General features: G+C 46.1%; 17 protein-coding genes, 12 tRNA genes and 1 pseudogene. 28 read left to right on the forward strand and 2 right to left on the reverse strand.

Going from position 1 to position 24,772, the window contains the following annotated elements:
- The first annotated feature begins 234 nt into the window (after window positions 1–234).
- From ACFQ03_RS16685 to ACFQ03_RS16810, 26 genes are all read left to right on the forward strand, one after another.
- A tRNA-Asn gene (locus ACFQ03_RS16685) sits at window positions 235–310 on the forward strand.
- 1 nt (window position 311) lies between these two features.
- A tRNA-Thr gene (locus ACFQ03_RS16690) sits at window positions 312–384 on the forward strand.
- A gap of 7 nt (window positions 385–391) precedes the next feature.
- Window positions 392–463, forward strand: a tRNA-Glu gene (locus ACFQ03_RS16695).
- Window positions 464–470: 7 nt separating this feature from the next.
- Window positions 471–546 (forward strand) — tRNA-Val (locus ACFQ03_RS16700).
- Between the two features lie 34 nt (window positions 547–580).
- A tRNA-Thr gene (locus tag ACFQ03_RS16705) sits at window positions 581–656 on the forward strand.
- A 12-nt stretch (window positions 657–668) separates the two neighbouring features.
- Window positions 669–743, forward strand: a tRNA-Gln gene (locus ACFQ03_RS16710).
- A gap of 57 nt (window positions 744–800) precedes the next feature.
- Window positions 801–876, forward strand: a tRNA-Lys gene (locus ACFQ03_RS16715).
- Window positions 877–884: 8 nt separating this feature from the next.
- Window positions 885–964: transfer RNA gene (locus ACFQ03_RS16720), tRNA-Leu, on the forward strand.
- Between the two features lie 61 nt (window positions 965–1,025).
- Window positions 1,026–1,100 (forward strand) — tRNA-Gly (locus ACFQ03_RS16725).
- A 4-nt stretch (window positions 1,101–1,104) separates the two neighbouring features.
- A tRNA-Arg gene (locus ACFQ03_RS16730) sits at window positions 1,105–1,181 on the forward strand.
- Between the two features lie 28 nt (window positions 1,182–1,209).
- A tRNA-Pro gene (locus ACFQ03_RS16735) sits at window positions 1,210–1,283 on the forward strand.
- 49 nt (window positions 1,284–1,332) lie between these two features.
- Window positions 1,333–1,403, forward strand: a tRNA-Gly gene (locus ACFQ03_RS16740).
- Between the two features lie 353 nt (window positions 1,404–1,756).
- On the forward strand, window positions 1,757–3,469 hold the full coding sequence (gene treC / locus ACFQ03_RS16745; RefSeq protein WP_379289555.1) for an alpha,alpha-phosphotrehalase: 1,713 nt from the start codon (window positions 1,757–1,759) through the stop codon (window positions 3,467–3,469).
- Window positions 3,466–4,179: a trehalose operon repressor gene (gene treR, locus ACFQ03_RS16750; RefSeq protein ID WP_379289557.1), complete on the forward strand. Its 714-nt coding sequence runs from the start codon at window positions 3,466–3,468 to the stop codon at window positions 4,177–4,179. The genes treC and treR overlap by 4 nt, the downstream gene beginning before the upstream one ends.
- A 26-nt stretch (window positions 4,180–4,205) precedes the next feature.
- Window positions 4,206–5,066, forward strand: coding sequence for a carbohydrate ABC transporter permease (locus ACFQ03_RS16755; RefSeq protein WP_379289559.1), 861 nt, complete (start codon window positions 4,206–4,208; stop codon window positions 5,064–5,066).
- Window positions 5,056–5,877 (forward strand): carbohydrate ABC transporter permease, encoded by an 822-nt coding sequence (locus ACFQ03_RS16760; RefSeq protein ID WP_225312826.1) that lies wholly within the window; start codon window positions 5,056–5,058, stop codon window positions 5,875–5,877. Before ACFQ03_RS16755 ends, ACFQ03_RS16760 begins: the two co-directional genes overlap by 11 nt.
- Before the next feature lie 55 nt (window positions 5,878–5,932).
- Entirely contained in the window at window positions 5,933–7,192 is a 1,260-nt protein-coding gene (locus ACFQ03_RS16765) for a sugar ABC transporter substrate-binding protein (protein WP_144941754.1), read from the forward strand.
- 200 nt (window positions 7,193–7,392) lie between these two features.
- A complete protein-coding gene (gene ppc / locus ACFQ03_RS16770; protein WP_379289561.1) occupies window positions 7,393–10,182 on the forward strand; it encodes a phosphoenolpyruvate carboxylase in 2,790 nt (929 codons plus the stop codon).
- Window positions 10,183–10,448: 266 nt separating this feature from the next.
- Complete coding sequence (gene sigW, locus ACFQ03_RS16775) at window positions 10,449–11,021, forward strand: RNA polymerase sigma factor SigW (RefSeq protein ID WP_150960619.1); 573 nt, start codon at window positions 10,449–10,451, stop codon at window positions 11,019–11,021.
- A gap of 65 nt (window positions 11,022–11,086) precedes the next feature.
- A complete protein-coding gene (locus ACFQ03_RS16780; RefSeq protein ID WP_379289563.1) occupies window positions 11,087–11,692 on the forward strand; it encodes a zf-HC2 domain-containing protein in 606 nt (201 codons plus the stop codon).
- 132 nt (window positions 11,693–11,824) lie between these two features.
- A complete protein-coding gene (gene cdaA / locus ACFQ03_RS16785; protein ID WP_144941914.1) occupies window positions 11,825–12,649 on the forward strand; it encodes a diadenylate cyclase CdaA in 825 nt (274 codons plus the stop codon).
- Window positions 12,642–13,871 (forward strand): CdaR family protein, encoded by a 1,230-nt coding sequence (locus ACFQ03_RS16790; protein ID WP_144941911.1) that lies wholly within the window; start codon window positions 12,642–12,644, stop codon window positions 13,869–13,871. The genes cdaA and ACFQ03_RS16790 overlap by 8 nt, the downstream gene beginning before the upstream one ends.
- 49 nt (window positions 13,872–13,920) lie before the next feature.
- Window positions 13,921–15,261 (forward strand): phosphoglucosamine mutase, encoded by a 1,341-nt coding sequence (glmM, locus tag ACFQ03_RS16795; RefSeq protein WP_144941909.1) that lies wholly within the window; start codon window positions 13,921–13,923, stop codon window positions 15,259–15,261.
- A gap of 865 nt (window positions 15,262–16,126) precedes the next feature.
- A complete protein-coding gene (glmS, locus tag ACFQ03_RS16800; RefSeq protein WP_379289566.1) occupies window positions 16,127–17,956 on the forward strand; it encodes a glutamine--fructose-6-phosphate transaminase (isomerizing) in 1,830 nt (609 codons plus the stop codon).
- 569 nt (window positions 17,957–18,525) lie between these two features.
- Window positions 18,526–19,191: an alanine--tRNA ligase-related protein gene (locus tag ACFQ03_RS16805; RefSeq protein ID WP_379289568.1), complete on the forward strand. Its 666-nt coding sequence runs from the start codon at window positions 18,526–18,528 to the stop codon at window positions 19,189–19,191.
- On the forward strand, window positions 19,157–20,338 hold the full coding sequence (locus tag ACFQ03_RS16810; protein WP_379289570.1) for an alanine--tRNA ligase-related protein: 1,182 nt from the start codon (window positions 19,157–19,159) through the stop codon (window positions 20,336–20,338). Before ACFQ03_RS16805 ends, ACFQ03_RS16810 begins: the two co-directional genes overlap by 35 nt.
- Before the next feature lie 625 nt (window positions 20,339–20,963).
- On the opposite strand, the gene ACFQ03_RS16815 is transcribed toward ACFQ03_RS16810, so the two are convergent.
- Window positions 20,964–21,437 (reverse strand): DUF5381 family protein, encoded by a 474-nt coding sequence (locus ACFQ03_RS16815; RefSeq protein ID WP_379289572.1) that lies wholly within the window; start codon window positions 21,435–21,437, stop codon window positions 20,964–20,966.
- Window positions 21,438–21,891: 454 nt separating this feature from the next.
- Between ACFQ03_RS16815 and ACFQ03_RS16820 the strand changes: the two genes are divergently transcribed.
- A complete protein-coding gene (locus ACFQ03_RS16820) occupies window positions 21,892–22,875 on the forward strand; it encodes a BtrH N-terminal domain-containing protein (RefSeq protein WP_379289574.1) in 984 nt (327 codons plus the stop codon).
- A 110-nt stretch (window positions 22,876–22,985) separates the two neighbouring features.
- Window positions 22,986–23,253 (forward strand): annotated as a pseudogene (locus ACFQ03_RS16825) (DapH/DapD/GlmU-related protein); the annotation flags it as partial.
- 21 nt (window positions 23,254–23,274) lie between these two features.
- Here the strand turns inward: ACFQ03_RS16825 and ACFQ03_RS16830 are convergent.
- Window positions 23,275–24,753 carry an MFS transporter gene (locus ACFQ03_RS16830; RefSeq protein ID WP_150959913.1) on the reverse strand — a complete coding sequence of 493 codons (1,479 nt, stop codon included), beginning with the start codon at window positions 24,751–24,753 and terminating at the stop codon, window positions 23,275–23,277.
- Between the last annotated feature and the right edge of the window lie 19 nt (window positions 24,754–24,772).

Genomic DNA, 24,772 nt, shown 5'->3' on the forward strand with positions numbered 1-24,772 from the left:
CCGTTAAGCCCTCCAGCGCCGATGGTACTTGGACCGAAGGGTCCTGGGAGAGTAGGACGTTGCCAAGCGGTTACTTCAAAGAAGACTTCATCTCTCCCGAAGGAGAGTGTGCGGAATCTTTGAACGAAGAAAGCCAAGAAGCTGGCCCGGCCCAAGCAGTGGATTCCGATGCCGACCTTGAAGAGTTTCGAGAAGCGGCACAACCGATGCGGAAGGACGTTGCCAAGCGAACGTTCCCTGATAGCTCAGTTGGTAGAGCGCTCGGCTGTTAACCGAGTTGTCACAGGTTCGAGTCCTGTTCGGGGAGCCATGCTTCCATAGCTCAGTAGGTAGAGTGCATCCATGGTAAGGATGAGGTCACCGGTTCGAGCCCGGTTGGAAGCTTCAGTCTGGCCCGTTGGTCAAGCGGTTAAGACACCGCCCTTTCACGGCGGTAACACGGGTTCGAATCCCGTACGGGTCATTATTTTGGACGCTTAGCTCAGCTGGGAGAGCATCTGCCTTACAAGCAGAGGGTCGGCGGTTCGATCCCGTCAGCGTCCACCACTGTATAATTTTCGGTGGTATGGACATACTATTAGCCGTTGTAGCTCAATTGGTAGAGCAACTGACTTGTAATCAGTAGGTTGGGGGTTCAAGTCCTCTCGACGGCACCAGTTCTTTTATAATGGGGATTAGCCAAGCGGTAAGGCAACGGACTTTGACTCCGTCATGCCCAGGTTCGAATCCTGGATCCCCAGCCATTTTACTCTTAAGCAGATAAGCTTAGCCGAGTATTCCGATTATTGTCGGAAGAATGCGAGCCATTAGCTCAGTCGGTAGAGCACCTGACTTTTAATCAGGGTGTCGGAGGTTCGAGTCCTCCATGGCTCACCATTTGATATGCGCGTGTGGCGGAATTGGCAGACGCACTAGACTTAGGATCTAGCGGGAGACCGTGGGGGTTCAAGTCCCTCCACGCGCATTCAAATAAACACTTGACTTTTCTAAGAAAACTTGTTATATTAGAATGCGTGATTGAAAATGCGGACGTGGCTCAGTGGTAGAGCATCGCCTTGCCAAGGCGAGGGTCGCGGGTTCGAATCCCGTCGTCCGCTCCAATAAGTGCCCTTAGCTCAGCTGGATAGAGCGTTTGACTACGAATCAAAAGGTCGGGAGTTCGAATCTCTCAGGGCACGCCACTTTCTTCATGCGGCGATATAACATCTTCGGGACGTAGCTCAGCTTGGTAGAGCACCTGGTTTGGGACCAGGGGGTCGCATGTTCAAATCGTGTCGTCCCGATATTTATGTCATGACTCCCACAACAAGACTCATCATTGTGGGTTATCATGCGGGTGTAGTTCAATGGTAGAACTCCAGCCTTCCAAGCTGGTAGCGTGGGTTCGATTCCCATCACCCGCTTCCAAAGATAACGAAGTGAACCTTGCTTAGATAGCAAGGTTTTTTTATTTAATTGGAAGCTGCTTGTTCCATACCGAGACAAAGCGAAGTTCAGATTCCGCAATGTTTAAAACTCCTTATCCGATAAGGAGTTTTTTATTTTTAATTGACCTGTTGCGACAGATCGTTATTTTTTTCCTGAATTATTTTATTGTCAAATGTCGCTCCTTATAATATAATCGAACCTGTATATACATGTTTGATTTAATTCGATCATTATATTGTCATTTTATTATATTTTTAAGGAAAATCATGTATATACATGATTTCATTTCGATGAATACTTAGCACGATTAACTAAAGGATGGATTGCATTGCATTTAAACAAGAGGCCGGAGAGCGCCTGGTGGAAGAAAAGTACGATTTATCAAATTTATCCGAAAAGCTTTATGGACTCCAACGGAGACGGAATTGGCGACATCAACGGTATTATTCAGAAGTTGGATTACTTCGTCAAATTGGGAATCGACGTCATTTGGTTAACTCCGATCTATGAATCCCCCCAAAGGGATAATGGGTATGATATAAGCAATTATCACCGTATTGACGAGAAATATGGGACGATGGAGGACTTCGAACATTTAGTTCAAGAGGCTCGCCGGAGAAACATTAAAATCATTATGGATATTGTAGTCAATCATACTTCAACAGAGCATGAATGGTTTAAGCAGTCTCGTCAATCGGAAAACAATCCGTATAGAAATTACTATATATGGAAGAAGACAGAGGATGGTAAAAAACCGAACAACTGGCAGTCTAAATTTGGAGGATCTGCTTGGAAATTCGATCCACAAACGGGCGCCTATTATTTGCATCTGTTTGATGAGACACAAGCGGACTTAAACTGGGAGAATGATGAGGTCAGACAGAAGGTCTACGATATCATGCACTTTTGGCTTCAAAAAGGGGTAGAAGGGTTCAGACTCGACGTCATTAATCTTATCTCGAAGGATCGAAGGTTTCCGGACGATGATTCCGGGGACGGAAGGAAGTATTATACGGACGGCCCCAGAGTGCATGAATGGATGCATGAGATGAATCGGGAAGTATTCTCCAAGTACAAGATGATCACGGTTGGAGAAATGTCATCGACTACCATAGACCACTGTATTAAATATACGAACCCCGAGCGTCAAGAGCTGAATATGGTATTCAATTTTCATCATTTGAAAGTCGATTATCCGAATGGAGAGAAGTGGGAGCTTGGAGACTTCGATCTCGTAGCCCTAAAGCAGGTTCTGTCGGACTGGCAGGTGGAGATGCATAAGGGCGGCGGCTGGAATGCGTTGTTCTGGTGCAACCATGATCAGCCCAGAATTGTAGGACGGTATGCCGATGACGGCGAGTATCATAAACAATCGGCCAAAATGCTCGCGACGACGATCCATATGATGCAAGGAACTCCTTTTATCTATCAGGGAGAGGAAATCGGGATGATTGATCCGAAATTTGACGATATAAACGATTATCGCGATGTGGAAACCCTAAACATGTATGAATTAATGAAGAGCGCCGGCAAGGACGAGCCGCAAATCATGGAGATCATCAAGAAAAGGTCGCGCGATAATTCACGAACTCCTATGCAGTGGAATGCATCCGTAAATTCGGGGTTTACAACAGGCACTCCATGGATCAAGACAGCTTCAAGCTACAAAAGAATTAATGTAGAAGCTGCACTGGAGGATGAGGACTCGGTCTTCTACCATTATCGGAAGCTGATCGACCTCCGCAAGAAGTATGACATTATCATTGATGGCGACTACCGGCTCATTCTGAAGGAAGATCCGCATATTTTTGCCTATATTCGGTCGGCCCCTGGAGAGAAATTGCTTGTGATCAATAATTTTGCCAATAAACGTTCGAGCTTCGAGCTGCCGGCAGATCTTGATTTAGATGGTTATAGAAGCGAAATATTAATTTCGAACTATGAGGATTCTTCAATGGATTATCGAAGGTTAAATTTACGCCCCTATGAATCAATTGTTTATCATTTGAAAACCTATGACAAGTTCGAGGAGGCGCCATGAACAAAAAGTATATGATGATATATCGCGATGTCATCGGAAAAATCGAGAAGGGAGAATACGAAGCGAATACCTTTCTTCCTTCGGAGAATGAGCTTGTCCTTCAATATGATACATCGCGGGAGACGGTACGTAAGGCGCTCAATCTTTTATCCCAAAACGGCTACATTCAGAAGATCCGCGGCAAGGGCTCCATCGTACTGGAGATCAAACGATTTAACTTCCCTATCTCAGGCTTGGTCAGCTTTAAGGAATTGTCCAAGCAGCTCGGAAGGTCATCCAAAACCGTCGTGGAGAAGTTAAAAATCATTAAGCCGGACCTGTTCCTTGCCACCCAGTTAGAAACAGACGAAGAGGATGAAGTATGGGAGGTTGTCCGGGTAAGGCATATCGGCGACGAAAGAATCATTCTGGACAAAGATTACTTCAAGAAGAAATGTGTGCCGGATCTGACTATCAAGATCTGTGAAGAATCGATATACGAATATATTGAGAAAACGCTCTGCCTGGAAATCGGATATGCAAAAAAGGTGATATCCGTTCAGGAAGCTACGGAAGAAGATAAACAATATTTGGACTTGCATCACTACAACATGGTGGTCGTAGTACAGAACTATGTTTATTTAAATGATACGACTCTGTTCCAATATACGGAATCGAGGCATACGCCGGATAAATTCAAATTTGTAGATTTCGCCAGAAGGAATTATTAGAAGTAGACGAGCCGACGAGGTGATGCATGTTGAGGTTCATGAAAAAATATTATTTGGAAATATTATTTGTCCTTCCGCTTTCCATATACATTCTCGGATTTACGATAATTCCGATCTTGAAGACGATTTCGATGGGCTTCCAGGATCCGTCGACCGGAGAGTGGACACTATCCGTTTATCAGTACTTATTTAATAAGCCTAACTTCTCCAGAGCAATCTGGAACACGATCGGGATCACAGTCATCGGTTTGACGATTCAGATTACGGCGGGACTTGGCATTGCCATAATTCTGAAGCAAACCTTCAAGGGCAAGGGCATTATCCGCTCTTTGGTGCTAATGCCGATGGGTATCCCTACCCTTGTATCCGGGGTTACTCTGCTTTACGTATTCGGAACCCAAGGTTATTTGAATGAATTGCTGTATCGTCTTGGTATGATTCAAGTCCCCATCAACTGGACAAGCGGGGATTGGAAGAGTCTGTTTGTTGTAGCTTTCGCCGATACGTGGAAGGTGCTCCCTATTGTAGTGCTGCTGCTTCTGGCGGGACTGGAGTCGATTTCCAAAGAGATCTATGAGGCAAGCAGCATCGATGGGGCATCGAAATGGCAGACCTTCAGAAACGTGACTCTGCCGCTGCTCAAGCCGACGATTACGATGACGATCATTTTGCGGGCCGTCGATTCCTTCCGGATTTTTGAATTGCCGCAAATACTGGTGGGTAAAGCGGTGCCGTTCCTATCGACATACGCTTACGAAGAGTACGCTTATAACAATCTGAGCGCATCTGGAGCAGCTTCGACCATACTGCTTCTCCTTATCGTCATATTCGTCTTGTTGTACCTCAAATTTGTTGATAGAGGGGAGGGGCTGAACGTTGGCAAGTAAAAGCTGGGTTTCCAGAGCAGGGCTTTATGCGGCGGTCATCTTTATAAGTTTCCTTATGATCGCGCCCGTATATATCCTGGTGAAAATATCGTTTAGCCAGCCCGGAGAAGTACTGACGCAGCATCCGACCTTTCTGATCCATGAGGTGACTTTTAAACATTGGAAGCAAATTTTCGAATCGGGCAACCTATGGCCGCCGTTAAGAAAAAGCTTTACGGTAGCGTCTCTTACGATGATTATAGCGATTCTAATCGTGGCGCCGGCATCGTATGCCATTTCCCGAATGGGCACCAAAGCGAAGTACGGCTATATCCTTACACTTTTCTTTACGAAGATGTTCCCTATTGTAGGGATTGCCCTTCCTATTTCGGTCACTTTCCTGAAATGGAATCTGCTTGACACGGATATTGGATTGGTGTTGGCGCATCTAATCGGACAGCTGCCGTTCATGGCATGGATTCTGGTCGCCAATTTCTCTTCCATTCCGATAGAACTTGAAGAAGCGGCTTATGTCGATGGAGCCACCAGAATGCAGGCACTGATCAGGATAATTCTTCCGGTTGCCATGCAAGGAATAGCGGTAGCCGCCTTGTATGTTTGGCTTAACTCATGGAACGACTTTACTTATGCGCTGTATCTGTCGCTCTCTACGAAAACAATGCCGCTTCAAATTTACTATTACGTTGAGAGAGGAGGGTTCTTCCAGCAAGCCGCTTATGCGACGATACTTGCTATTCCGGTATTCATAATCACTTTTATTTTCCAAAGATATTTGAAGTCCGATTATTTAGGGGGCGCCGTCAAAGGGTGATATATCAGCTCTTAGCGGGAAAAAATACATTATACATCATCGGAGGGGTTACTGAATGAAAAGCAATATGAGCAAGCTACTGGCTGTAGGTCTCACAACAGTTATGGTATCCGGGGTCGTCGCAGGTTGCGCCAAGAACTCGACACCTTCGTCCGAAGGATCCGGAGCATCGGGAGAGCAGCCTAAAAAGCTCACGGTGACGATGGCATTAAGTGAAGAAGAATGGGCGGTTATGAAGCAGGACATTATTCCCGCTTTCGAAAAGAAGCATAATGCGAAAATCGAAGCGCTGCAGGTAGAGGCCCAGGATGTTGTGAAAAAGCTGGAGGCCATGAAGCAGGCTAACAAGATGGAAATCGACTTAATTGCCCAAGACGTGAATAATACATCGCTTCTTGTTTCCAAAGGGCTCGTGGAAGACTTGTCCGCTTATAAGGACAAAATTCCCGGTGAAGCGATCGAAGGATTGGTGACAGCGGGAGAATTTGATGGTAAAACTTACTTCCTGCCCTATAGACCAAACGTTGAAATCAATTATTATAACGAAAACAAATTCCAGCAGTATGGGCTAGAGGCGCCTAAAACCTGGGACGAGCTTCTTCATGTTGCAAAGACGTTGAAAGAGAAGGAGCAGCTCGGAAGAGTCGCCCTGAAAATCAAACTGACCGGCGATGTGATAGAAATCGTCGAATTTATTCGTCAAGCCGGTGGAGATCCGCTTGTATTAAATGACGAAGGAACGATTAAGGCCTATACTTACCTGCAGGAGCTGTGGCCTTATCTATCCGAAGATACGTTAAAAGCAAGCTTCAGCTCGACAAACAGCTTCCTGGCAAGCGAATCCGTATACTATGCGCCTAACTGGCCGTTTGGCGTGAATATTATCGTTAAAGACGGCGGCAAGACCGAGATTAAAGCGAATGCCGGCTTCAGCGGCCCCGAAGGCGCAGTTAAAACGTTGGGCGGAGAAGTAATGGGGATTCCGGTCGGATCGTCTAACAAAGAGCTGGCGCTGGAATTTATGGAATATTTAATGTCCAAAGAAGTTCAAGAGCAATTGATTACGAAGTTGGGTTGGCCTTCCTTTAGAAGCGATGTTTACGGCGAGGTAGAGGATTGGCAGAAGCCGTATTTCGAAGCGGTTCAAGAGGGCTTGAAAGTGGCCAAGCCGCTGCCTAACGTTCCTTATTGGGCGGATGTGAACAAGGCGATCAACGAATCGCTGAGTGAAGTCGTTATTGATAAGAAGGATGTTAAAGAAACTTTGGACAAATACGCCGAAATCATTCAAAAAGCGAAAAGCGAACACGAATAAGCAAAACATATTGACGTTGGAAAGAGACACCCGGGGGTGTCTCTTTCATATGTGCGAAACAGAAGGATCCTTGGAACTTTTCACTAAATCTATAAAGATGTATATTCATTCTGGATTTTTATGATAAAATAAATGAATGTGAAGAAATGTTCGCGGTTGAGAAAGCTCCTTAAGGTTATGACAAAAATGAGGTGAATTGGATGTCGGAAAGTACGAATGCACTAGCCAAGAACCAACCTAGCAGTTTACTTCGCAGAGATGTCCGCTTTCTAGGAAATATACTAGGCGATGTATTAGTGCATCAGGGCGGGAATGAGCTGCTTGAAATCGTTGAGAAGATCAGAGAGATGAGCAAGACATTGCGAACGCAATTTGATCGGGAGGTTTACAACGAAATTAAAGAAACGATCAAATCGTTCGATCCGGATATTCGCCACCAGGTCATCCGGGCGTTCGCCATTTATTTCCAATTAGTCAATATTGCCGAGCAAAATCACCGGATTCGCCGCAAGAAGGATTATGAGCGTTCTGCGGGAGAGTCTATCCAGCCGGGATCGATCGAAAGCGCGGTTAAAGAGCTTAAAGAAAGGAATCTGGCCGTAGACGACGTACTGGAAATTATGGGCCGTATCTCTTTGGAGCTGGTGATCACTGCCCATCCTACGGAGGCTACACGAAGAGCCGTATTGGATATTCACCGCCGGATTTCCGACGATGTAATGGAACTGGATAATCCCATGCTTACCGTACGGGAGCGGGAGCAGCTTCGCGACAGATTGTTGGCCGAAGTGTTGACTTTATGGCAAACCGATGAGCTTCGCGACCGGAAGCCGACGGTTCTGGATGAAGTGAGCAATGGATTATATTATTTCGACGAAACTTTGTTCGATGTGCTTCCGAATGTGTATGCAGAAGTGGAGCGCTGCCTGGAGAAATACTACCCGGGTGAAAATTGGCATGTCCCTAATTTTCTAAGATTTGGCTCCTGGATAGGTGGCGACCGAGATGGTAACCCATCGGTTAAGGCGAACGTAACGTGGCAAACTTTACTTATGCACCGTGAAGTAGCCCTGGCCAAATATGAAGAGGCGCTGCGTACGATGGCCAGTCATATGACCTTCAGCAAAAATATCGTCAGCGTTACGGATGAATTGCTGCAATCGATCGAGGAGGACCGTTCCCTCGTACAATTAAAGAAGGAAGAACCTTGGCGCAATGAGAAAGAGCCTTATCGGGTTAAACTGACCTATATGCTGGAGAAGATCCACAATACGGGCAGCCGTAATTCGGAAGAGGAAGGTAAATATTCGTCACCGAAGCAGTTTATCCAGGATCTGGAGATCATTGAGCGGAGCCTGAGGAATCATTATGCGGACTTTGTAGCGGATCATTACTTGCTGAAGCTGATCAGACAAGTGGAGCTATTCGGTTTCCATATGGCGAAGCTGGATATTCGACAGCACAGCAGAGAACACGAATCCGCGATGACCGAGGTTCTTGCACGCATGGGTATAGTCTCCAACTACTCAGAATTAGATGAAGCCGCGAAGGTTGAGCTTCTCACCGGAGTGTTGAATGATCCCAGGCTGATTACTTCTCCTTACATGGATTATTCCGAGTCTACCCAGGAATGTTTGGACGTGTTTAAGACGGTCAAAGAAGCACAGCTTCTCTTCGGCCAGGATTGCATCTCCAGCTACCTGATCAGTATGACGGAATCGGCCAGTGATTTGTTGGAAGTTATGGTATTCAGCAAGGAAGTCGGATTATATCGTCGTGAGAAGGACGGCAAGGTTCTGTGCACACTGCAGCCGGTTCCGTTGTTTGAAACGGTGGACGATTTGCACGCGGCTCCGGAAATCATGCGAACACTGTTCGAAATTCCGGCTTACCGGGCCAGCTTGGACGACTTGAACCCGCTCCAGGAAATCATGCTAGGATATTCCGACAGCAATAAAGATGGCGGAGTATTAACCGCTAATTGGGAGCTTCGTTCTGCTCTGGAGAACATCACCGAGATGGCTAACCAATTTGATATCAAATTGAAGTTCTTCCATGGCCGGGGTGGAGCTCTGGGCCGGGGCGGAATGCCGCTGTACCGGAGTGTTATGGCTCAGCCGCCTCAGACGCTGGGCGCCGGTGTCAAGATTACGGAGCAGGGAGAAGTTCTCTCCCAGAGATATTCCGTTAAAGGCATTGCCTACCGGAGTCTGGAGCAGGCAACCTCTGCTTTAATTAAAGTAGGAATGTACGCCAAGCTTTCACAGAATGAGGCTTGCGCCTCCGAGTGGGAAGAGATTATGGAGCAGATTTCGCAAGCTTCCCTGAACAAGTATCAGGACCTGGTCTTCAGGGACAAGGACTTCCTGACCTTCTTCAGAGAGTCTACCCCGCTTAAGGAGATTGGGGAATTGAACATCGGTTCGCGCCCATCGAAGAGAAGCAACAGTGACCGGTTCGAAGATTTGCGGGCAATTCCATGGGTATTCGCATGGACACAATGCCGTTATTTATTCCCTGCGTGGTATGCTTCGGGAACCGGCTTGCAGAGCTTCTATAACGACAAACCCGAGAATCTGGCCACGCTTCGGGAGATGTATCAGAAATGGCCGTTCTTCCGCACGACCATCGATAATTTGCAGATGGCACTAGCCAAAGCCGATTTGAATATTGCTAAGGAATATGGAAGAATGGTGAAGGATCCGTCCATCGCCGAGCGTATTTATGAACTAATTCGGGAAGAATATGAATTAACATCGAAGATTCTTCTGCTTATAACCGGGCAGCAAGAAATTATGGATAATGACCCTAACCTCCAAGAGTCTATTCGCCTGAGGAATCCTTATGTCGATCCTCTAAGCTATATGCAGGTAGAACTGCTTACAGAGTTAAGGGCAATTCGGGAGAAACAGGAAGACGACCCAACGCTGCTGCGTGAAGTGCTTCTGACCATTAACGGAATTGCCGCAGGAATGCGCAATACGGGTTAAGACCGGGCACTGGTCTCATCTAGAAACCCTTTTTTACAGTGGAGTCGGGAGCCTTCGGGTGCCCGACTTTTTATTTTGCTTTTTTGGATAAATTCGATTACGATACTAGTTGAAGTGTTTATAAGGATCCTTGCCTTGCCAATAGGATAGAGTCACATGATGAAGACCATTCTTGTCATCCTTGGGAATGGAGCGGGTCGGGCAAAGATGCTGTTATGCAATTAAGCTGCGTTCATATTGAGGCGCCGCTTGCTGGGGGAATGGCAGTGAATTATGTGGAAACGCGACTAGCTGAGCTGTCCCGCAATGGAGACCGCAAAGCATTCGCGGAGTTAGTGGACCTATATAAAGATAGAATTTATCATCTGGCCTATCGCATGCTTAGCCAAGCCCATGCCGCTGAGGATATTGTTCAGGAGACTTTTCTGCGCGTATATAAAAATTTGCACCGGTATGATGAAAAACAGAAGTTTTCCACCTGGATTTACCGGATTGCCACCAACTTATGTATTGACCAACTGCGCAAGCGCAAAGCAAATTACTCTTTAGATGCGGAAATGCCGGACGGGGAAGGCGCTGATTGGTATTCAATGCTGCCTAGTGATGATGTTTCACCGGAAGGGCAGATTCTTCTGTCCGAAACTCAGCAGCAAATTCGTTCAGCCATCGACATGCTGCCGGAAAAATATAAATCGGTTGTAATCCTCCGTTATTTGCACGATCTGTCGCTGCAGGAAATCGGGGAAGTGTTGGATATGCCTGTAACGACCGTAAAGACAAGGGTACATCGGGGACGTGAATATTTACGTAAAAGATTGTCACCGGAATTTGGCGATTAAAAAATGAAACATTCTGTAGTTTGTTTCGTATGGTAATAAACAATGGAGGAAAGGGGCAGTTCAATATGGATTGCAAGGGAGCCCTCCGATGGATTCACGACTATTTGGATGGGAATCTAGACAGGGCTGAGTCGCTTGAGTTGAAAGAGCATCTTATAGCATGCCCTGACTGCAAGCAAAGGTTTAAGCAGATGGAGCGCGCCGAAGCGATGATCCGGTCGATGCCTCGCATCTCTGCACCTGACGGCTTGACCAGCCGAATTATGGCCAGCCTCCCGGAATCAAGAAAGACAAATCGTTGGATCGATTGGATTAAACGCCATCCAGCCATATCTGTAGCCTCCGTTTTTTTGCTTGTCATGCTGAGCAGCTTTCTAACCCTTTGGAACCAGGATACGGATTTCGTCGTCAAGGGAAAGAACCTCGACCAAGTGGTGATTAAAGGAAACACCGTGTATGTGCCGGCCGGACATACCATAGTGGGCGACTTAATGGTGAAGAACGGCAATATCCAGATTGAAGGGGATGTCGAGGGAAGCGTAGTGGTCGTTGACGGAAGCTATCAGTTGGCTTCAACGGCTACCATATCCGGCCAAATCAAAGAAATTGACCAAGCGCTTGGCTGGCTGTGGTTTAAATTGAATGAAGCGTTCTCCTTGTTTTCCAAGTGATTGCCGGTGTGGCTTTCCAACCTCCCACTTATTTTCATAAAGGGGAGGTTTTTTGTTGAAAATATGATATGATTTAATATAAAGAGACAAAGGAATCCGCTGATTTTACTCGGTTCCAATGGGGGAACGCTAATGGATTACTTTACCGACCTAACGCTCAAAGATTCCATTAAAGATATAGTCGATATAACGATTGTAAGCTACGTAATTTATAAATTAATTCTCCTTCTTCGGGGCACGCGTGCGATTCAACTGTTGAAAGGGATTATCGTGGTGTTCATTGCCTGGGGCATTAGTCTCTGGTTTCAGTTGAACACTCTGCAGTGGATGATGAATCAGATGTTTACGTTCGGGGTGATGGGCGTTCTGATCATTTTCCAGCCTGAGCTTCGACGCGCCTTGGAGCAGTTGGGCCGCGGGAAGCTGTTCAGCCGTTCATCGAACGAGGAGAATCAGGAGATTAACCGAATCATCAGCGAGATCATGAAGACCATCATGAATTTATCCCGCAGGCGGATCGGCGCTTTAATCGTGTTCGAAAGACAGACGGGATTGAACGAATATATCGAGTCCGGGACACGGGTCGAATCGGAAATCAGTGCCGAGCTGCTGATTAACATTTTCATTCCGAATACCCCCCTGCATGATGGCGCAGTAATTATTCGCGGAAGCCGGCTTATGGCGGCGGGATGCTATCTGCCGCTTTCTGAAAATCCGTTTATAAGCAAGGAATTGGGTACCCGGCACCGGGCGGCGATAGGAATGAGTGAAGTCTCGGATGCGATCAGTGTTGTCGTGTCGGAGGAGACGGGCCAGATCTCGCTTGCCCTTAACGGTCTGGTCGTGAGAGATATCAAGGAGGAGTCGCTGATCTCCAAACTGTACGAGGAGTTAAAGACACCGGCTAAAGCCAAGAGGGGCTCCTTCTGGAAATGGGGGCGGAAGCAGAATGGATAAATGGCTGAGAAATAATACCGTCGTTAAAATCATCGCCCTTCTGCTCGGAGTACTGTTATGGGCTGTTGTACGCAGCATCGATGTGCAGAGCCCCGGTGGATCGGTAAGCAATCTGACCGGTGATTTAAGATACAACAATGTGAAAATTGAAGCGGAATATGATGAAAGCCAATATAAGGTTTCCTTGATAGATCCTTCGGAAGTCGCCGTTATCCTCAGAGGGAAGCCCTCGGATTTGAAGAAGGCCTCTATCAAATCCTTCAAGGTCAAGGCGGATTTGACCAAATATTCGTCCGGAACGTACACCGTCTTCCTTCATTCTTCGGGCCTGCCGGATAACGTAACCGCGGAGATTATTCCCCAAGCGGTCAGAGTGGTCATCGAAGAGAAGCAAATGAAAGAAGTGGATGTTATAATAACTCCTGTAGGGATACCTGCAGAAGGGTTTAAAGTGGGGAATCCCATTGTCTCCCCGAGCCGTGTATATGTAACCGTGCCTGAAAGTCGTCTGGACGATGTCGATTCGGCGCGGGCCGAAGTCAACGTGGACGGAGCCAACTCATCAGTGAGCAAGCAGGTTACATTAACGGTATACGACAAGGACGGGAATCCGATGGACGATCTCGAGGTAAGCCCGCGAGTAGTGGATGTGGAGGTTCCGGTGACCAGTCCGTTCAAGCTGATGCCTCTGCAGATCAAGCTTGTCGGCCAGCCGGATCCGGGATATAGCGTGTTGTCGGTGAAGCAGAGCGTAGAGCAGGTTACGGTATTCGCTCCTCAAGAGGTCCTGGACCAGATGGAATTTTACGAAGGACCGCAGATCGATTTGACGGGCATGCACGAGTCCAAAACGATAACGCTCGATCTTGTTCCGAAAGCCCAGATCATTAATCTCAATCCGACGAAAGTGGAGGTTGCGGTGGAAATCGCCCCTTCGGCGACACGGACCTTTACCAATCACAAGATAGAGATAGTTGGAGTCGGGGACAACCTGGTCGCTAATCTGGTGACTCCGGAAACCGGAAAGCTGGATGTCACGCTGGAAGGAGCGCCCGAGCTGCTCAATCAGATGAAAGCAGCGGACCTGCAAGCTGTTGTCGATGTCAGCAATCTTCCGCCGGGTCAATACGAATTGCCGATTAACTTGAATTTGCCGCCTTTCATTAAGAAAGCTGCAGAACAGCAGGAAATCAAGGCAACGGTTGAAGTTAAAGAAAAGTAGCAAGTGAAGGAAGAAACATTAATTAAGCTAATAAGAGGAGAAATTATATATGGGGAAATATTTTGGCACGGACGGAGTCCGGGGGATTGCGAATGAAGAGCTTACCCCGGAGCTAGCCTACAAGATTGGCCGCTGCGGAGGTTTCGTACTCGCGGGGCAGGTGAACCGTCCTAAAGTACTGATCGGCCGGGATACACGCATTTCCGGCCCTATGCTGGAGGCTGCATTGGTTGCCGGTTTGCTCTCTATCGGAGCGGATGTAATTAGGCTTGGTGTGATTACAACACCGGGGGTCGCGTATTTGACCCGCAAGCTTAAGGCGGACGCCGGGGTCATGATCTCGGCATCTCATAATCCGGTTGAGGACAACGGGATTAAGTTCTTCGGCGGTGATGGCTTCAAGCTGTCCGATGAGACGGAGCTCGAAATTGAGAAGCTGCTGGAAGCCGGGGAAGACCAGCTCCCCCGGCCGACGGGGGCGAATGTGGGCACCGTTACGGATGATGAGGAAGCTAAATATGAGTATTCCAACTATATTAAGACAACTGTCAAATCGTCCTTCTCCAGTTTGAAGATCGTATTGGATTGCGCCCATGGCGCAGCTTATGAGCTGGCGCCCAAGATTTTCCGGGAGCTGGGGGCAGAGGTAATCAGCATCGGAGATGCGCCTAACGGAGTGAATATCAACGACCGGTGCGGCTCCACCCACCCTGAAGCGCTGGCTGCGGAAGTTCTGCGTCACGGTGCCGATCTAGGCTTGTCCTTCGACGGGGACGCCGATCGCCTTATTGCCATTGATGATAAGGGCGAAGAGGTGGATGGAGATTATATACTGACGATAATCGGCGAAGCGATGAAGCTGGATGGCCGATTGAAGCAAAATACGGTGGTAACTACCGTGATGAGCAATCTGGGCTTCTTCAAAGCGGCCAGAGAGCTTGGATTCAATACAGCACAGACGGCTGTCGGGGACCGCTATGTGATGGAGGAAATGCGCAAGGGCGGTTACAACATCGGCGGCGAGCAGTCCGGCCATATCATTCTGTTGGACTACAATACGACCGGAGATGGAATGCTGTCCGCTCTGCAGCTTGTGGATACCGTTATTCAATCAGGCAAAAAATTAAGCGAGTTAAAGCTTAAGATGCAGAAATTCCCTCAGGTGCTGATCAATGTGAAGGTAACGGACAAGAGCAAGCTGGCTGGGAATGAGTCTATTGCACAAGCCATTCAAGAGGTGGAGGCGAAGCTCGGAGAAGACGGCCGGGTTCTGGTTCGTCCCTCCGGTACCGAGGCGCTGGTGCGGGTCATGGTAGAAGGTCCGGATAAAGCTCTGATTGAGGACTACGGCAACCAAATTGCGGAGGTCATCCGTAAGGAGTTATGTTAGTTTTAATTGATTTTATTAAGATCCAGGTCTAATCCAATATACTTATAAAGACAAGATCAGCCTTGCTGCGAGTCTAAGGGACCTATTCCCGGGCCGCGCAGGGCTTTTTTTGACTGTGGATTCCTACTAAGCATAAAAAACCGTTAATCCATCATCACGACCTAAATAGAGCTATGACTACGCAAGGGATGGATACGAGTAACGTAGATGCTTTCTACCACAGTGTGATCTCTGCATCCCCAAAGTCCTACTTGAGCTGAATACGAGTGACCCGATATTTTTGTCTAAATGAGACTATAGGACAATAGAAGTAAGAAATGAATCCAAAGTAGAGTATGGGACGAGAAAAATTAGATGCTGTGAGACATGGACAAAGCTTCGGAAACATGGGGAATAGGCGGTTAATCTATTTAATAATTTTGGTGGAAAAGGCGGATAATTAGCTGCGACTAATCTACCGTTTTTTCAATAATTTTGTTAAGAGAGTTGCTTTGGGACACAAAAATCAATATTATGTATATTAGATTTTTTACTCATATGTAGAAAGGTGGGCAGAAGCAGCAATTTCAATAGCGCCAGAACTTGTGCAGGCTGCGGAGATTCCCGGGATCATCTTAATGATTCAGGGGATAAAGCCGGCAAGTTGACGAGGTGAAGGTGTTCGAAGTTTTCGGCGGGGACCTTCCGGCAGCCATCAACTGCCGTAAGTTGGACGGCAAACCATCCGGGTGACCGGGTGAACAAGAGTCCATCTTGATTCCATAGTGAAGGCAAGGCGAGGATGCGAGAATCGCACCCTCTAGCTTAAGCTATGCATTCTTTGACAATCGTCAGAAGACGAACATATCGAGAGGGGATCTTATTTATGTGCGGAATTGTAGGATACATTGGAGATCGGAATTCGCAAACCATTTTGCTGGACGGCCTTAAGAAGCTGGAGTACCGGGGGTACGATTCTGCAGGCGTAGCTGTCTTTACCTCGAACGGACTGGAGGTGAAGAAGGCGAAGGGGCGTCTGGCCGTATTGGAATCCCGGCTGCAGGAAGATCCTCTGAATGGGAGCGTGGGAATCGGACACACCCGATGGGCCACTCATGGGAAGCCCTCAGATGTTAATTCTCACCCCCATACCGACAATGCGATGAAATTTTCCGTCGTTCATAACGGTATTATTGAAAATTATCTCTCTTTGAAAGAAGAACTGATCGGTAAAGGACATCGTTTTGTCTCCGAGACGGATACGGAAGTTATTTCCCATCTGATTGCTGAGTTATATGATGGCGATATTGTCCGGACGGTGCAGAAGGCGGTCCAACGTCTTCGCGGAGCGTATGCTCTTGGAGTAATTACGGAATACGAACCGGATAAGCTGGTGGCAGTCCGGCAAGCGAGCCCATTGATTATTGGCGTCGGCCAAGGAGAGAATTTTATTGGCTCGGATATCCCCGCTGTCTTGGCATACACTCGGGATATTTACATTTTGAACGATGGGGAAATGGCCGTTTTGACGAGAGATGATGTCGAATTAATGACTTTAGAGGGAGATATTATTTCCCGGGAATTATTTTATGTCGATTGGGACATCGCCACTGCGGAAAAAGGCGGATACGATCACTTCATGCTGAAGGAAATCCACGAGCAGCCCAAAGCTTATCGGGACACGATGGGAAGCCGGATTAATGCTGATGGAAGTAAGATTGTGCTTGATGAAATCCGGATGACTGAGGATCAAATCCGAAGCATTCGTAATATTCATGTAGTCGCATGCGGAACGGCCTATCATGCCGGTTTGGTTGGAAAATCCGTGATTGAACGGCTGGCTCGAGTTCCGGTAGAGGCTGATGTAGCATCGGAATATCGTTATCGCTCTCCCATTATTACGAAGGATACGCTGGTTGTAGTGGTGAGCCAATCGGGGGAAACAGCCGATACGCTGGCCGCCCTACGGGAGGCCAAAAGACAAGGAGCCCGGGTACTGGCCATTACCAATGTGGTCGGCAGCTCCGTTGCCAGAGAAGCAGATGACGTGATCATCACATGGGCGGGACCGGAAATCGCCGTTGCTTCAACGAAAGCTTATACTTCCCAATTAATTGCTTTCTATCTGTTCGGATTATACTTAGCCGAGGTGTTGGGTACAATTGAGGCGGCAGATCTTCGCAAGACGATAGCGGCATTACAAGAGCTGCCGGAGCAGGTTGAGAATATTCTTCAACAATCCGCTAAGATGGAGTCATTTGCGAAGCAAATTGCGGCTCATAATAGCTTATTCTTCATTGGCCGAGGTCTCGATTTTGCTATTGCCCAGGAAGGGTCCTTGAAATTGAAGGAAATTTCTTACATTCATTCAGAAGCCTACGCTGCCGGCGAGCTTAAGCATGGAACGCTGGCCTTGATCGAGGAAGGAGTCCCGGTAATCGCTCTGGCTGCGCAGGAGGAACTGCTGGAGAAGACATTAAGCAATATCAAGGAAGTTAAAGCCAGAGGGGCTTATGTCATCGGAATTGGGCTGGAGGGAAATGAAGAGCTGTCTGAATTCGTGGATGCCGCCATCTACCTGCCAAGAACCCTATCCCTGTTGACGCCTGCCCTCTCGGTTATTCCGCTTCAACTGCTGGCCTACTACGCATCCTTGGCCAAAGGAAACGATGTAGATAAGCCCCGCAATCTCGCCAAGAGTGTGACAGTGGAGTGAGATAGAGTTGATCGAAGGAAAATTCTGTCCGGTGAAAATAAAGTATTTTCTTAGTGCTTAGGTTAAGATAAGTCCCCTGTTTAAGCACTACATGCTACCCGCGTACGTTCTTTAATTGGTGATTGGAAATGGAATATAATGAGGAGGACGTAGCCAAAGCGAAGGCGCGGGAGCGTTCTTTTTATTGAACTAACGGGCAGTTTACGTTAATTACGAGTGGGTTTTTCGAGTATTATGCAGGTTGCTAATATACACGATTGACATCTGAATTCTAACTGGCTACAATAACAATAATTAGGAAATGATACAAATGAAATCAATGAATGAACAAAATATGCTACGTTTCGTTCAGAGAGGGAAGTTTTGGTGTGAAATCCTACGAAACTTAGTATGTTGCCGGTTCAGGAGTGCGGTTAATGCCCGCCGGTTTGACTCGTTATAGTCAACAAGAGCTGATTGTTTCGCTATGCGCGAGGACAATAACTTGGGTGGTACCGCGATTAAAATCGTCCCAATATTTGGGGCGGTTTTTTTGTTGTAAAAAATCGGAATGGAACGGGGTAATATTGATGAAATTGTATACATCCGATGAAATTAGAACGAAGTTTATTCGGTTTTTCCAAGCCAAGGGTCATGAAGTCATTTCAAGTGCTTCTGTTATACCCGATAACGATCCAACAGTTCTGTTTACGACAGCTGGGATGCACCCCCTGATACCGTATTTGCTTGGAGAAAAGCATCCTTCTGGAACGAGGCTAACTAATATTCAGAAATGCATACGTACTGTTGACATCGACGAAGTCGGTGATGATACCCATTGCACCTTTTTTGAAATGATGGGCAACTGGTCACTGGGAGATTATTTCAAGCAAGAATCGATTGCGTGGAGTTGGGAGTTCGTCACATCCCCCGAATGGCTCGCAATTCCCAAGCAAAAAATTGCGGTTACCGTGTTCGAAGGGGATGCTGATGCTCCTCGTGATCAGGAGTCGTATGACATTTGGCGTGAATTAGGTCAAGATGAGAAAGAAATTTTCTTCCTACCCAAAGCCGATAATTGGTGGGGCCCAGCAGGTCAAACAGGTCCTTGCGGTCCTGATACAGAAATTTTCATCATTTCGGATAAAGAACGTTGTGGTCCTTCCTGTTCACCAGCCTGCGGTTGTGGGCGTTATATCGAATTCTGGAACAAATGTCTTCTTGCAATACAACAAAAGGGCAGATGGCCAGTTTGAGCCGCTTGATCAAAGAAACATCGATACGGGAATGGGCTTAGAGAGAGTATTAATTGCATTGAATGGCGGAACTGTCTACGATAGTGATCTATTTACTTCGATATTCGCTCAAATTGCAGCATTGTCGGAGGCGACATATGTAGATCAGCCCAAAGCGTATCGAATCGTTGCGGATCATACCCGGACGGCCGTATTTATCCTGGGTGATACGTATGGCGTTACCCCGTCTAATGTCGACCAAGGATACGTACTGCGCAGATTAATTCGTCGGGCTCTTCGATTCGCAATGGAATTGGGTATTCAGGAAGGCAATTTGGCAAATGTCGCTAACGCAGTAATTGAGAAATACGAGCTCATATATCCGGAATTGCAAAGGAACCGCGATAAGATTATTAGGGAGTTCCAAGCGGAAGAAGCACGTTTTCAGAAAACACTCTCGCAGGGACTTCGTGAGTTCGACAAGCTTACGATTTCGTTGGAGAATGATCAACTAGATGGCAGAGCAGCATTCAAACTTTACGATACGTACGGGTTCCCCATCGAACTGACGATGGAACTGGCAAAAGAGCGTTCTATCGTCATCGATCTGGAAGGATTTAAAGAAAATTTTCAGAAGCATAGAGAATTATCCCAAGCTGGAGCAGCCCAAAAGTTTAAAGGCGGCTTAGCGGATCATTCTACGCATACAGCTAATTTGCATACGGCAACTCATCTTCTACATGCTGCATTGCGAAAGGTGCTCGGCGAAGAGGTAGCACAAAAGGGCAGCAATATAACGGCTGGGAGGCTGCGTTTTGATTTTTCTTTCCATCGCAAAATGACGGTAGAGGAAATCGCGGCAACCGAGAGGCTTGTCAACGAAGCGATTGCCGAGGGCGTTGAAATTATCTCCGAAGAGATGACACTGGAAGAAGCGCAGAACACAGGGGCTATTGGGTTATTCGAGAGTAAGTATGGTCAAAAGGTAAAGGTGTATTCGATGGGGAAATTCTCTAAAGAGATATGTGGCGGTCCTCATGCAGCGAATACGGCAGACCTCGGTACTTTTAAAATTGTTAAGGAAGAGAGCTCGTCGTCCAGCGTTAGGAGGATAAAAGCAATACTTGAAAGCACTGATGCTTTACGCTACCCCGAAAATCACTCTTAGCAGAGACCTGAAAATGGCAGCACGAAACTAAGCCCAGCTTTAATGGTTTTTAAAAACTGTGCTTGCTTGGTCGTATAGGAATTAGAACGTTAAGAGGCTTGTGGGGCAGATAACGCAACCTGAAAACCAAGATTCTCGAGTCTTCGTACGGCTTGTCCCACAATCGCTTCTTGCTGTCGTTGCTCAAAGTAATGGCTGCCTAAATCTTTGTAATCCTCTTTACGTGTGAGAAGATAATACACAAACTTATTTTTTAAAAGCTGGGCGATTCTCCAAGTCACAAACTCGCGCCAGATCTGAAACTCCAGTCTAATACTTTGTTTTCACTGAGCAAATTTGCCTTCAACTTCTAAACACTCACGGGGAGCGCAAGTTCAGTTCTCCTCTTTTTATGGCGAAACAGAGGGTGCTCCGCATGTCCGGCACCTTCCTTTTTCCCAGCTCGATAAATTTTGTATAGAGGGCGATCGCTTTCGTGTCGGCTACTTGGGGTAGAAAATGCCACAAAACTTATAAAAGATGGACAGAGGATTCGAGTGGACGGTACTAAAGGCTATGTGGAAATATTGGAATCATGATGAAAATATACTATGCTCACTCATGTAAGCAGATCTCCAGTACAGATCTATTTCGTTTCCTTTCCGTTACGGCTGATCAGCCCCCGCAGGCGCTTCATGACAGACTGAATTTCGGTATCGGTCAACAAATAATACGTATTTACAGTCCAGGTCTCTCTGTTTTTCAAATGAAATATCAGCACTGGTAATTTCGGAAGCAGCCACTTCCGAATGGAAGGGCCGCTGTAGCTGATGCTTGTAATCTCCGCCCAGGCTACGGTCCGCGTACCATCTGAAATGGAATTTTGATCGTAGGTCAGCAACCGCGTGTCTGATTTCAACGCCTTTGGCAAGCTGACAACCAAATATCCTCCAAAAAACGAAATCCCTATTATGGCTGATGTGATACAAAAAAACTTACGAATAAAGGAAGTGTCCATAAAAAAAGCTGCGTACAGCAGAAACAGGCAGGTCAGCACAAACAGTAAACTGCCAAGTGCTTTGCCCCATGCCACGGGTTTCCGATAAGATATCGAGTTCATGATCAACCGCCTTCCTGAAATTATTTGAACAGTCCGCTAATCCAGCGAATCGCGAAATTTGCGCGTAGCGGGAGATAGATATCGCTTCTTATGCCATACGATTTGAAAGTTGCGCTGACAAACGGGGAACTCCATATGCAGCAACCTCATCGAGGAGTCCGGGCCGCCGCAATTCCCAACGTCATGTGCGCCATCCGGGCCGCCGTTCGAAAATACCTCAACTGCAGCAGCTCCATACGTATCTCCCACCCATATACCTGAGTATATAATGACTATGTTTAAATATAAATTTTTGTTTTTATAAGTGATTGTAAATTAAGGCATGTAAGGAAGGCAATAAGCTTTGGGTAAAAAATACCGCATTGGGCAGAGTGGAGAGCTCACCGTCAGGAAAGCAACAGTTCAGCAACAAACGGATTTTTTGAAAAAAAATGACGATAAGGAGGAAGGATAAATGTTTATACAAAATTTCTCGCCTTTTTCAGGCCAACACTGTGAAACGACTGCTACCGGAAATTTGATAAAAAGATTAGGAATTGAAATGTCTGAAGCGATGCTGTTTGGTATTGGTGAAGGATTTGGTTATATATATTGGGACATGAAAAATATGGATTTTCCGTTTCTTGGAGGAAGGATTAAACCGGATCTTCTTACCCATAACATTGTAAATAATTTAAATCTCCAAATGGATGTACAAGAAACTTCTTCCTCCAAAAAAGCGTGGGAAAATGTTAAACAGAACATAGATAAAGGAATAATTGTAGGATTGAAGCTTGACAGTTATTACTTAGATTATTTCACTAATAAGGTACATTTTGCCGGTCATTATGTGGCTATGTATGGATATGACGATAGTTTTGCCTACCTAGTTGATACAGGACAACAGGGTAGTATGGTAAAAACAAGTCTTGAACATTTGGCAATGGCAAGAAACGCAAAAGGCCCGATGTCTTCAAGAAATCTATCTTATACCATTAAGAAAAAAGGGGCTGAACCCAATTTAAAGGATGTGATTACAAAAGCAATCAAGAATAACGCTATTGATTATATTAATCCTCCTATAAAAAATTTGGGCTATAAAGGTATTAAGAAAACAAGTGTAGAGATTAAAAAATGGTTTGAGAGAAGTAAAAATATTGAAGGTGACTTAGTATTAACAGCTACTCTAATGGAGCGTGGAGGAACCGGAGGATCTCTCTTTAGAAACATATACAGGGATTTCTTAAAAGAATGTTTGATTATATTAGATAATGCTCCTTTACAAAATGCATATAATCTCTTTACCGAAATTGCGCTTATGTGGGAGAAAGTATCCAAGCTTATTAGAAAGGCTGGAGAAACTCATGAATTACTATACTTAAATCAGGCTTCTGATATTCTTTTGGAGTTATCAAGCAAAGAATATGAAGCAATGAATCATCTGTCAAGAATCAGTTGAGCGAGAAGTCAAAGAGGGACTACGGGGGCTAGGGGTAAAATTTGGACTTGTTTATGGGGCTTAATCTCTTTTAGTTGAATGGGCGTCGTGGAAATCCACAGGAGAATGATGATAATGTATTGATCGGTATGAATGTCACTATTGCCACACTTAATCATGGGTTATCCTTGGAAACAAGAAACACAACGTTTCCCTCTCCAGTCGTAATCGGCAAAAATGTATGGATTGGGTCACGCAACAATATTACCTGGTGTGACTATTGGCGACAACTCTGTAGTTGCAGCAGGGGCCGTTGTCACCAAGGATGCTCCGGAAAATACGGTTGTTGCAGGAGTGCCGGCTAAAGTTGTCAAAGAAATTAATAATCATTTGGAGTAATTTCAAGCTTTAGTTTTTAAATTATTTTTCCTTGCCTGCCTCTTCAATCTTCTCTTCAATCTTGTGTTTTTCTTCTCCCCACCAAAGCACATGCTCCGTATCTTCAATGACTTCTTTGATTTCATGCTTTTCCGCAACGGCGGGTGGGGAACCACGGAGAGGTTTACCCGATGTATTTTTTAGAAATAGGGTAACAACGACAATACCAATTAGAGAAGCGAATAATAAATAATATGCCGGTATAAATTCATTGGCGGTCGTATTAATCAGCCAGGAAATCAGTAAAGGCGCCGTGCCTCCAAATAACGAAGCGGAAATATTGTAGGCCACCGCCAAGCCGCCGTACCTGACTTCTGTAAAAAACAGCGATGGTAATTGTGAAGTCATGGTCCCTTTAATGCCGGCCAGGAGCACACCAAGAATCAACAGTCCAAAGAAAATTGACCAATTATTGCCGCTTCCAATTAATATGAATGATGGAATAGACAACAAAATAATACCGGTCAAACTGGCCTGAATGATCCGTTTATTTCCGACTCGGTCACCCAAATATCCTATAAATAATACAATAGGGATCATAATAAACATAACAATTATTATTAACAGGAGTCCTTTTGTTTCTTCATAGCCTAATACCGCCGTTAAGTGGGAAGGCATATAGGTTAAGACCGTATAATCCGTTACATTATAGAAGAAAACCAGGACCAAACACATCAGCAGCGATCGTCGATGAAACTGAAACAGTTCTTTCATGGAGACATGCTTTTCTTTTCCCGTTTCCTCTTTCTTCTCTTCCATCGCTGTAAAGGCGGGAGATTCCTCGAGATGGTTTCGAAAATACAGGCCTATGATTCCGATTGGTCCGGCAATCAGGAACGGCACTCTCCAGCCCCAATCAAGCATCGTTTCGGATCCCAAAGCATAGGTAAGTGCCGTAACCAACCCCGCACCACCAATGTATCCGACCAGAGTCCCCACTTCCAACCCGCTTGCCATAAACCCGCGTTTTTTATCCGGTGCAGATTCCGCAATAAAGGTCATAGCCCCGGCATATTCCCCGCCTGTAGAAAACCCTTGTACCAATCTTGCGCACAGCAATAGAATCGGCGCAGCAATTCCAATGGACGCATAACTTGGGATCAGTCCGATACTGAATGTTGAGATGGCCATCATAATTAATGTGACAGCCAAAATTTTCTTACGTCCTAGCCGGTCACCCAGCATTCCAAAGAACATTCCGCCAATAGGCCGTATAAGAAAGGCAACCGCAAACGTACCAAAGCTAAATACCAACTGAGTGGATTCACTTATACCCGAGTAAAACACTTTCCCGATGATTACAACCAAATAAGAATAAATCCCAAAATCAAACCATTCCATGGCATTGCCTAATGCGGTAGCCACCACGGCCTTTTTCGCAATATCTGTGTCTACAACCGTAATATCATCTTTATGAAATTTATATTTTTTTCGTTTGTTCTTTTCTTTTTTTCGATCCATTGGCGGGAATCCTCCTTAA

The organism is Paenibacillus residui (assembly GCF_042677205.1).
GTDB classification, from domain to species: domain Bacteria; phylum Bacillota; class Bacilli; order Paenibacillales; family NBRC-103111; genus Paenibacillus_L; species Paenibacillus_L residui.

Coding starts and splice junctions, on each gene's coding strand:
- glmS (WP_379289566.1), top strand. CDS start 16,127: ATGTGCGGAATTGTAGGATACATTGGAGATCGGAATTCGCAAACCATT.
- ACFQ03_RS16765 (WP_144941754.1), top strand. CDS start 5,933: ATGAAAAGCAATATGAGCAAGCTACTGGCTGTAGGTCTCACAACAGTT.
- ACFQ03_RS16790 (WP_144941911.1), top strand. CDS start 12,642: ATGGATAAATGGCTGAGAAATAATACCGTCGTTAAAATCATCGCCCTT.
- ACFQ03_RS16830 (WP_150959913.1), bottom strand. CDS start 24,753: ATGGATCGAAAAAAAGAAAAGAACAAACGAAAAAAATATAAATTTCAT.
- treR (WP_379289557.1), top strand. CDS start 3,466: ATGAACAAAAAGTATATGATGATATATCGCGATGTCATCGGAAAAATC.
- ppc (WP_379289561.1), top strand. CDS start 7,393: ATGTCGGAAAGTACGAATGCACTAGCCAAGAACCAACCTAGCAGTTTA.
- ACFQ03_RS16820 (WP_379289574.1), top strand. CDS start 21,892: ATGTTTATACAAAATTTCTCGCCTTTTTCAGGCCAACACTGTGAAACG.
- glmM (WP_144941909.1), top strand. CDS start 13,921: ATGGGGAAATATTTTGGCACGGACGGAGTCCGGGGGATTGCGAATGAA.
- ACFQ03_RS16780 (WP_379289563.1), top strand. CDS start 11,087: ATGGATTGCAAGGGAGCCCTCCGATGGATTCACGACTATTTGGATGGG.
- ACFQ03_RS16815 (WP_379289572.1), bottom strand. CDS start 21,437: ATGAACTCGATATCTTATCGGAAACCCGTGGCATGGGGCAAAGCACTT.
- ACFQ03_RS16755 (WP_379289559.1), top strand. CDS start 4,206: ATGTTGAGGTTCATGAAAAAATATTATTTGGAAATATTATTTGTCCTT.
- ACFQ03_RS16805 (WP_379289568.1), top strand. CDS start 18,526: ATGAAATTGTATACATCCGATGAAATTAGAACGAAGTTTATTCGGTTT.
- cdaA (WP_144941914.1), top strand. CDS start 11,825: ATGGATTACTTTACCGACCTAACGCTCAAAGATTCCATTAAAGATATA.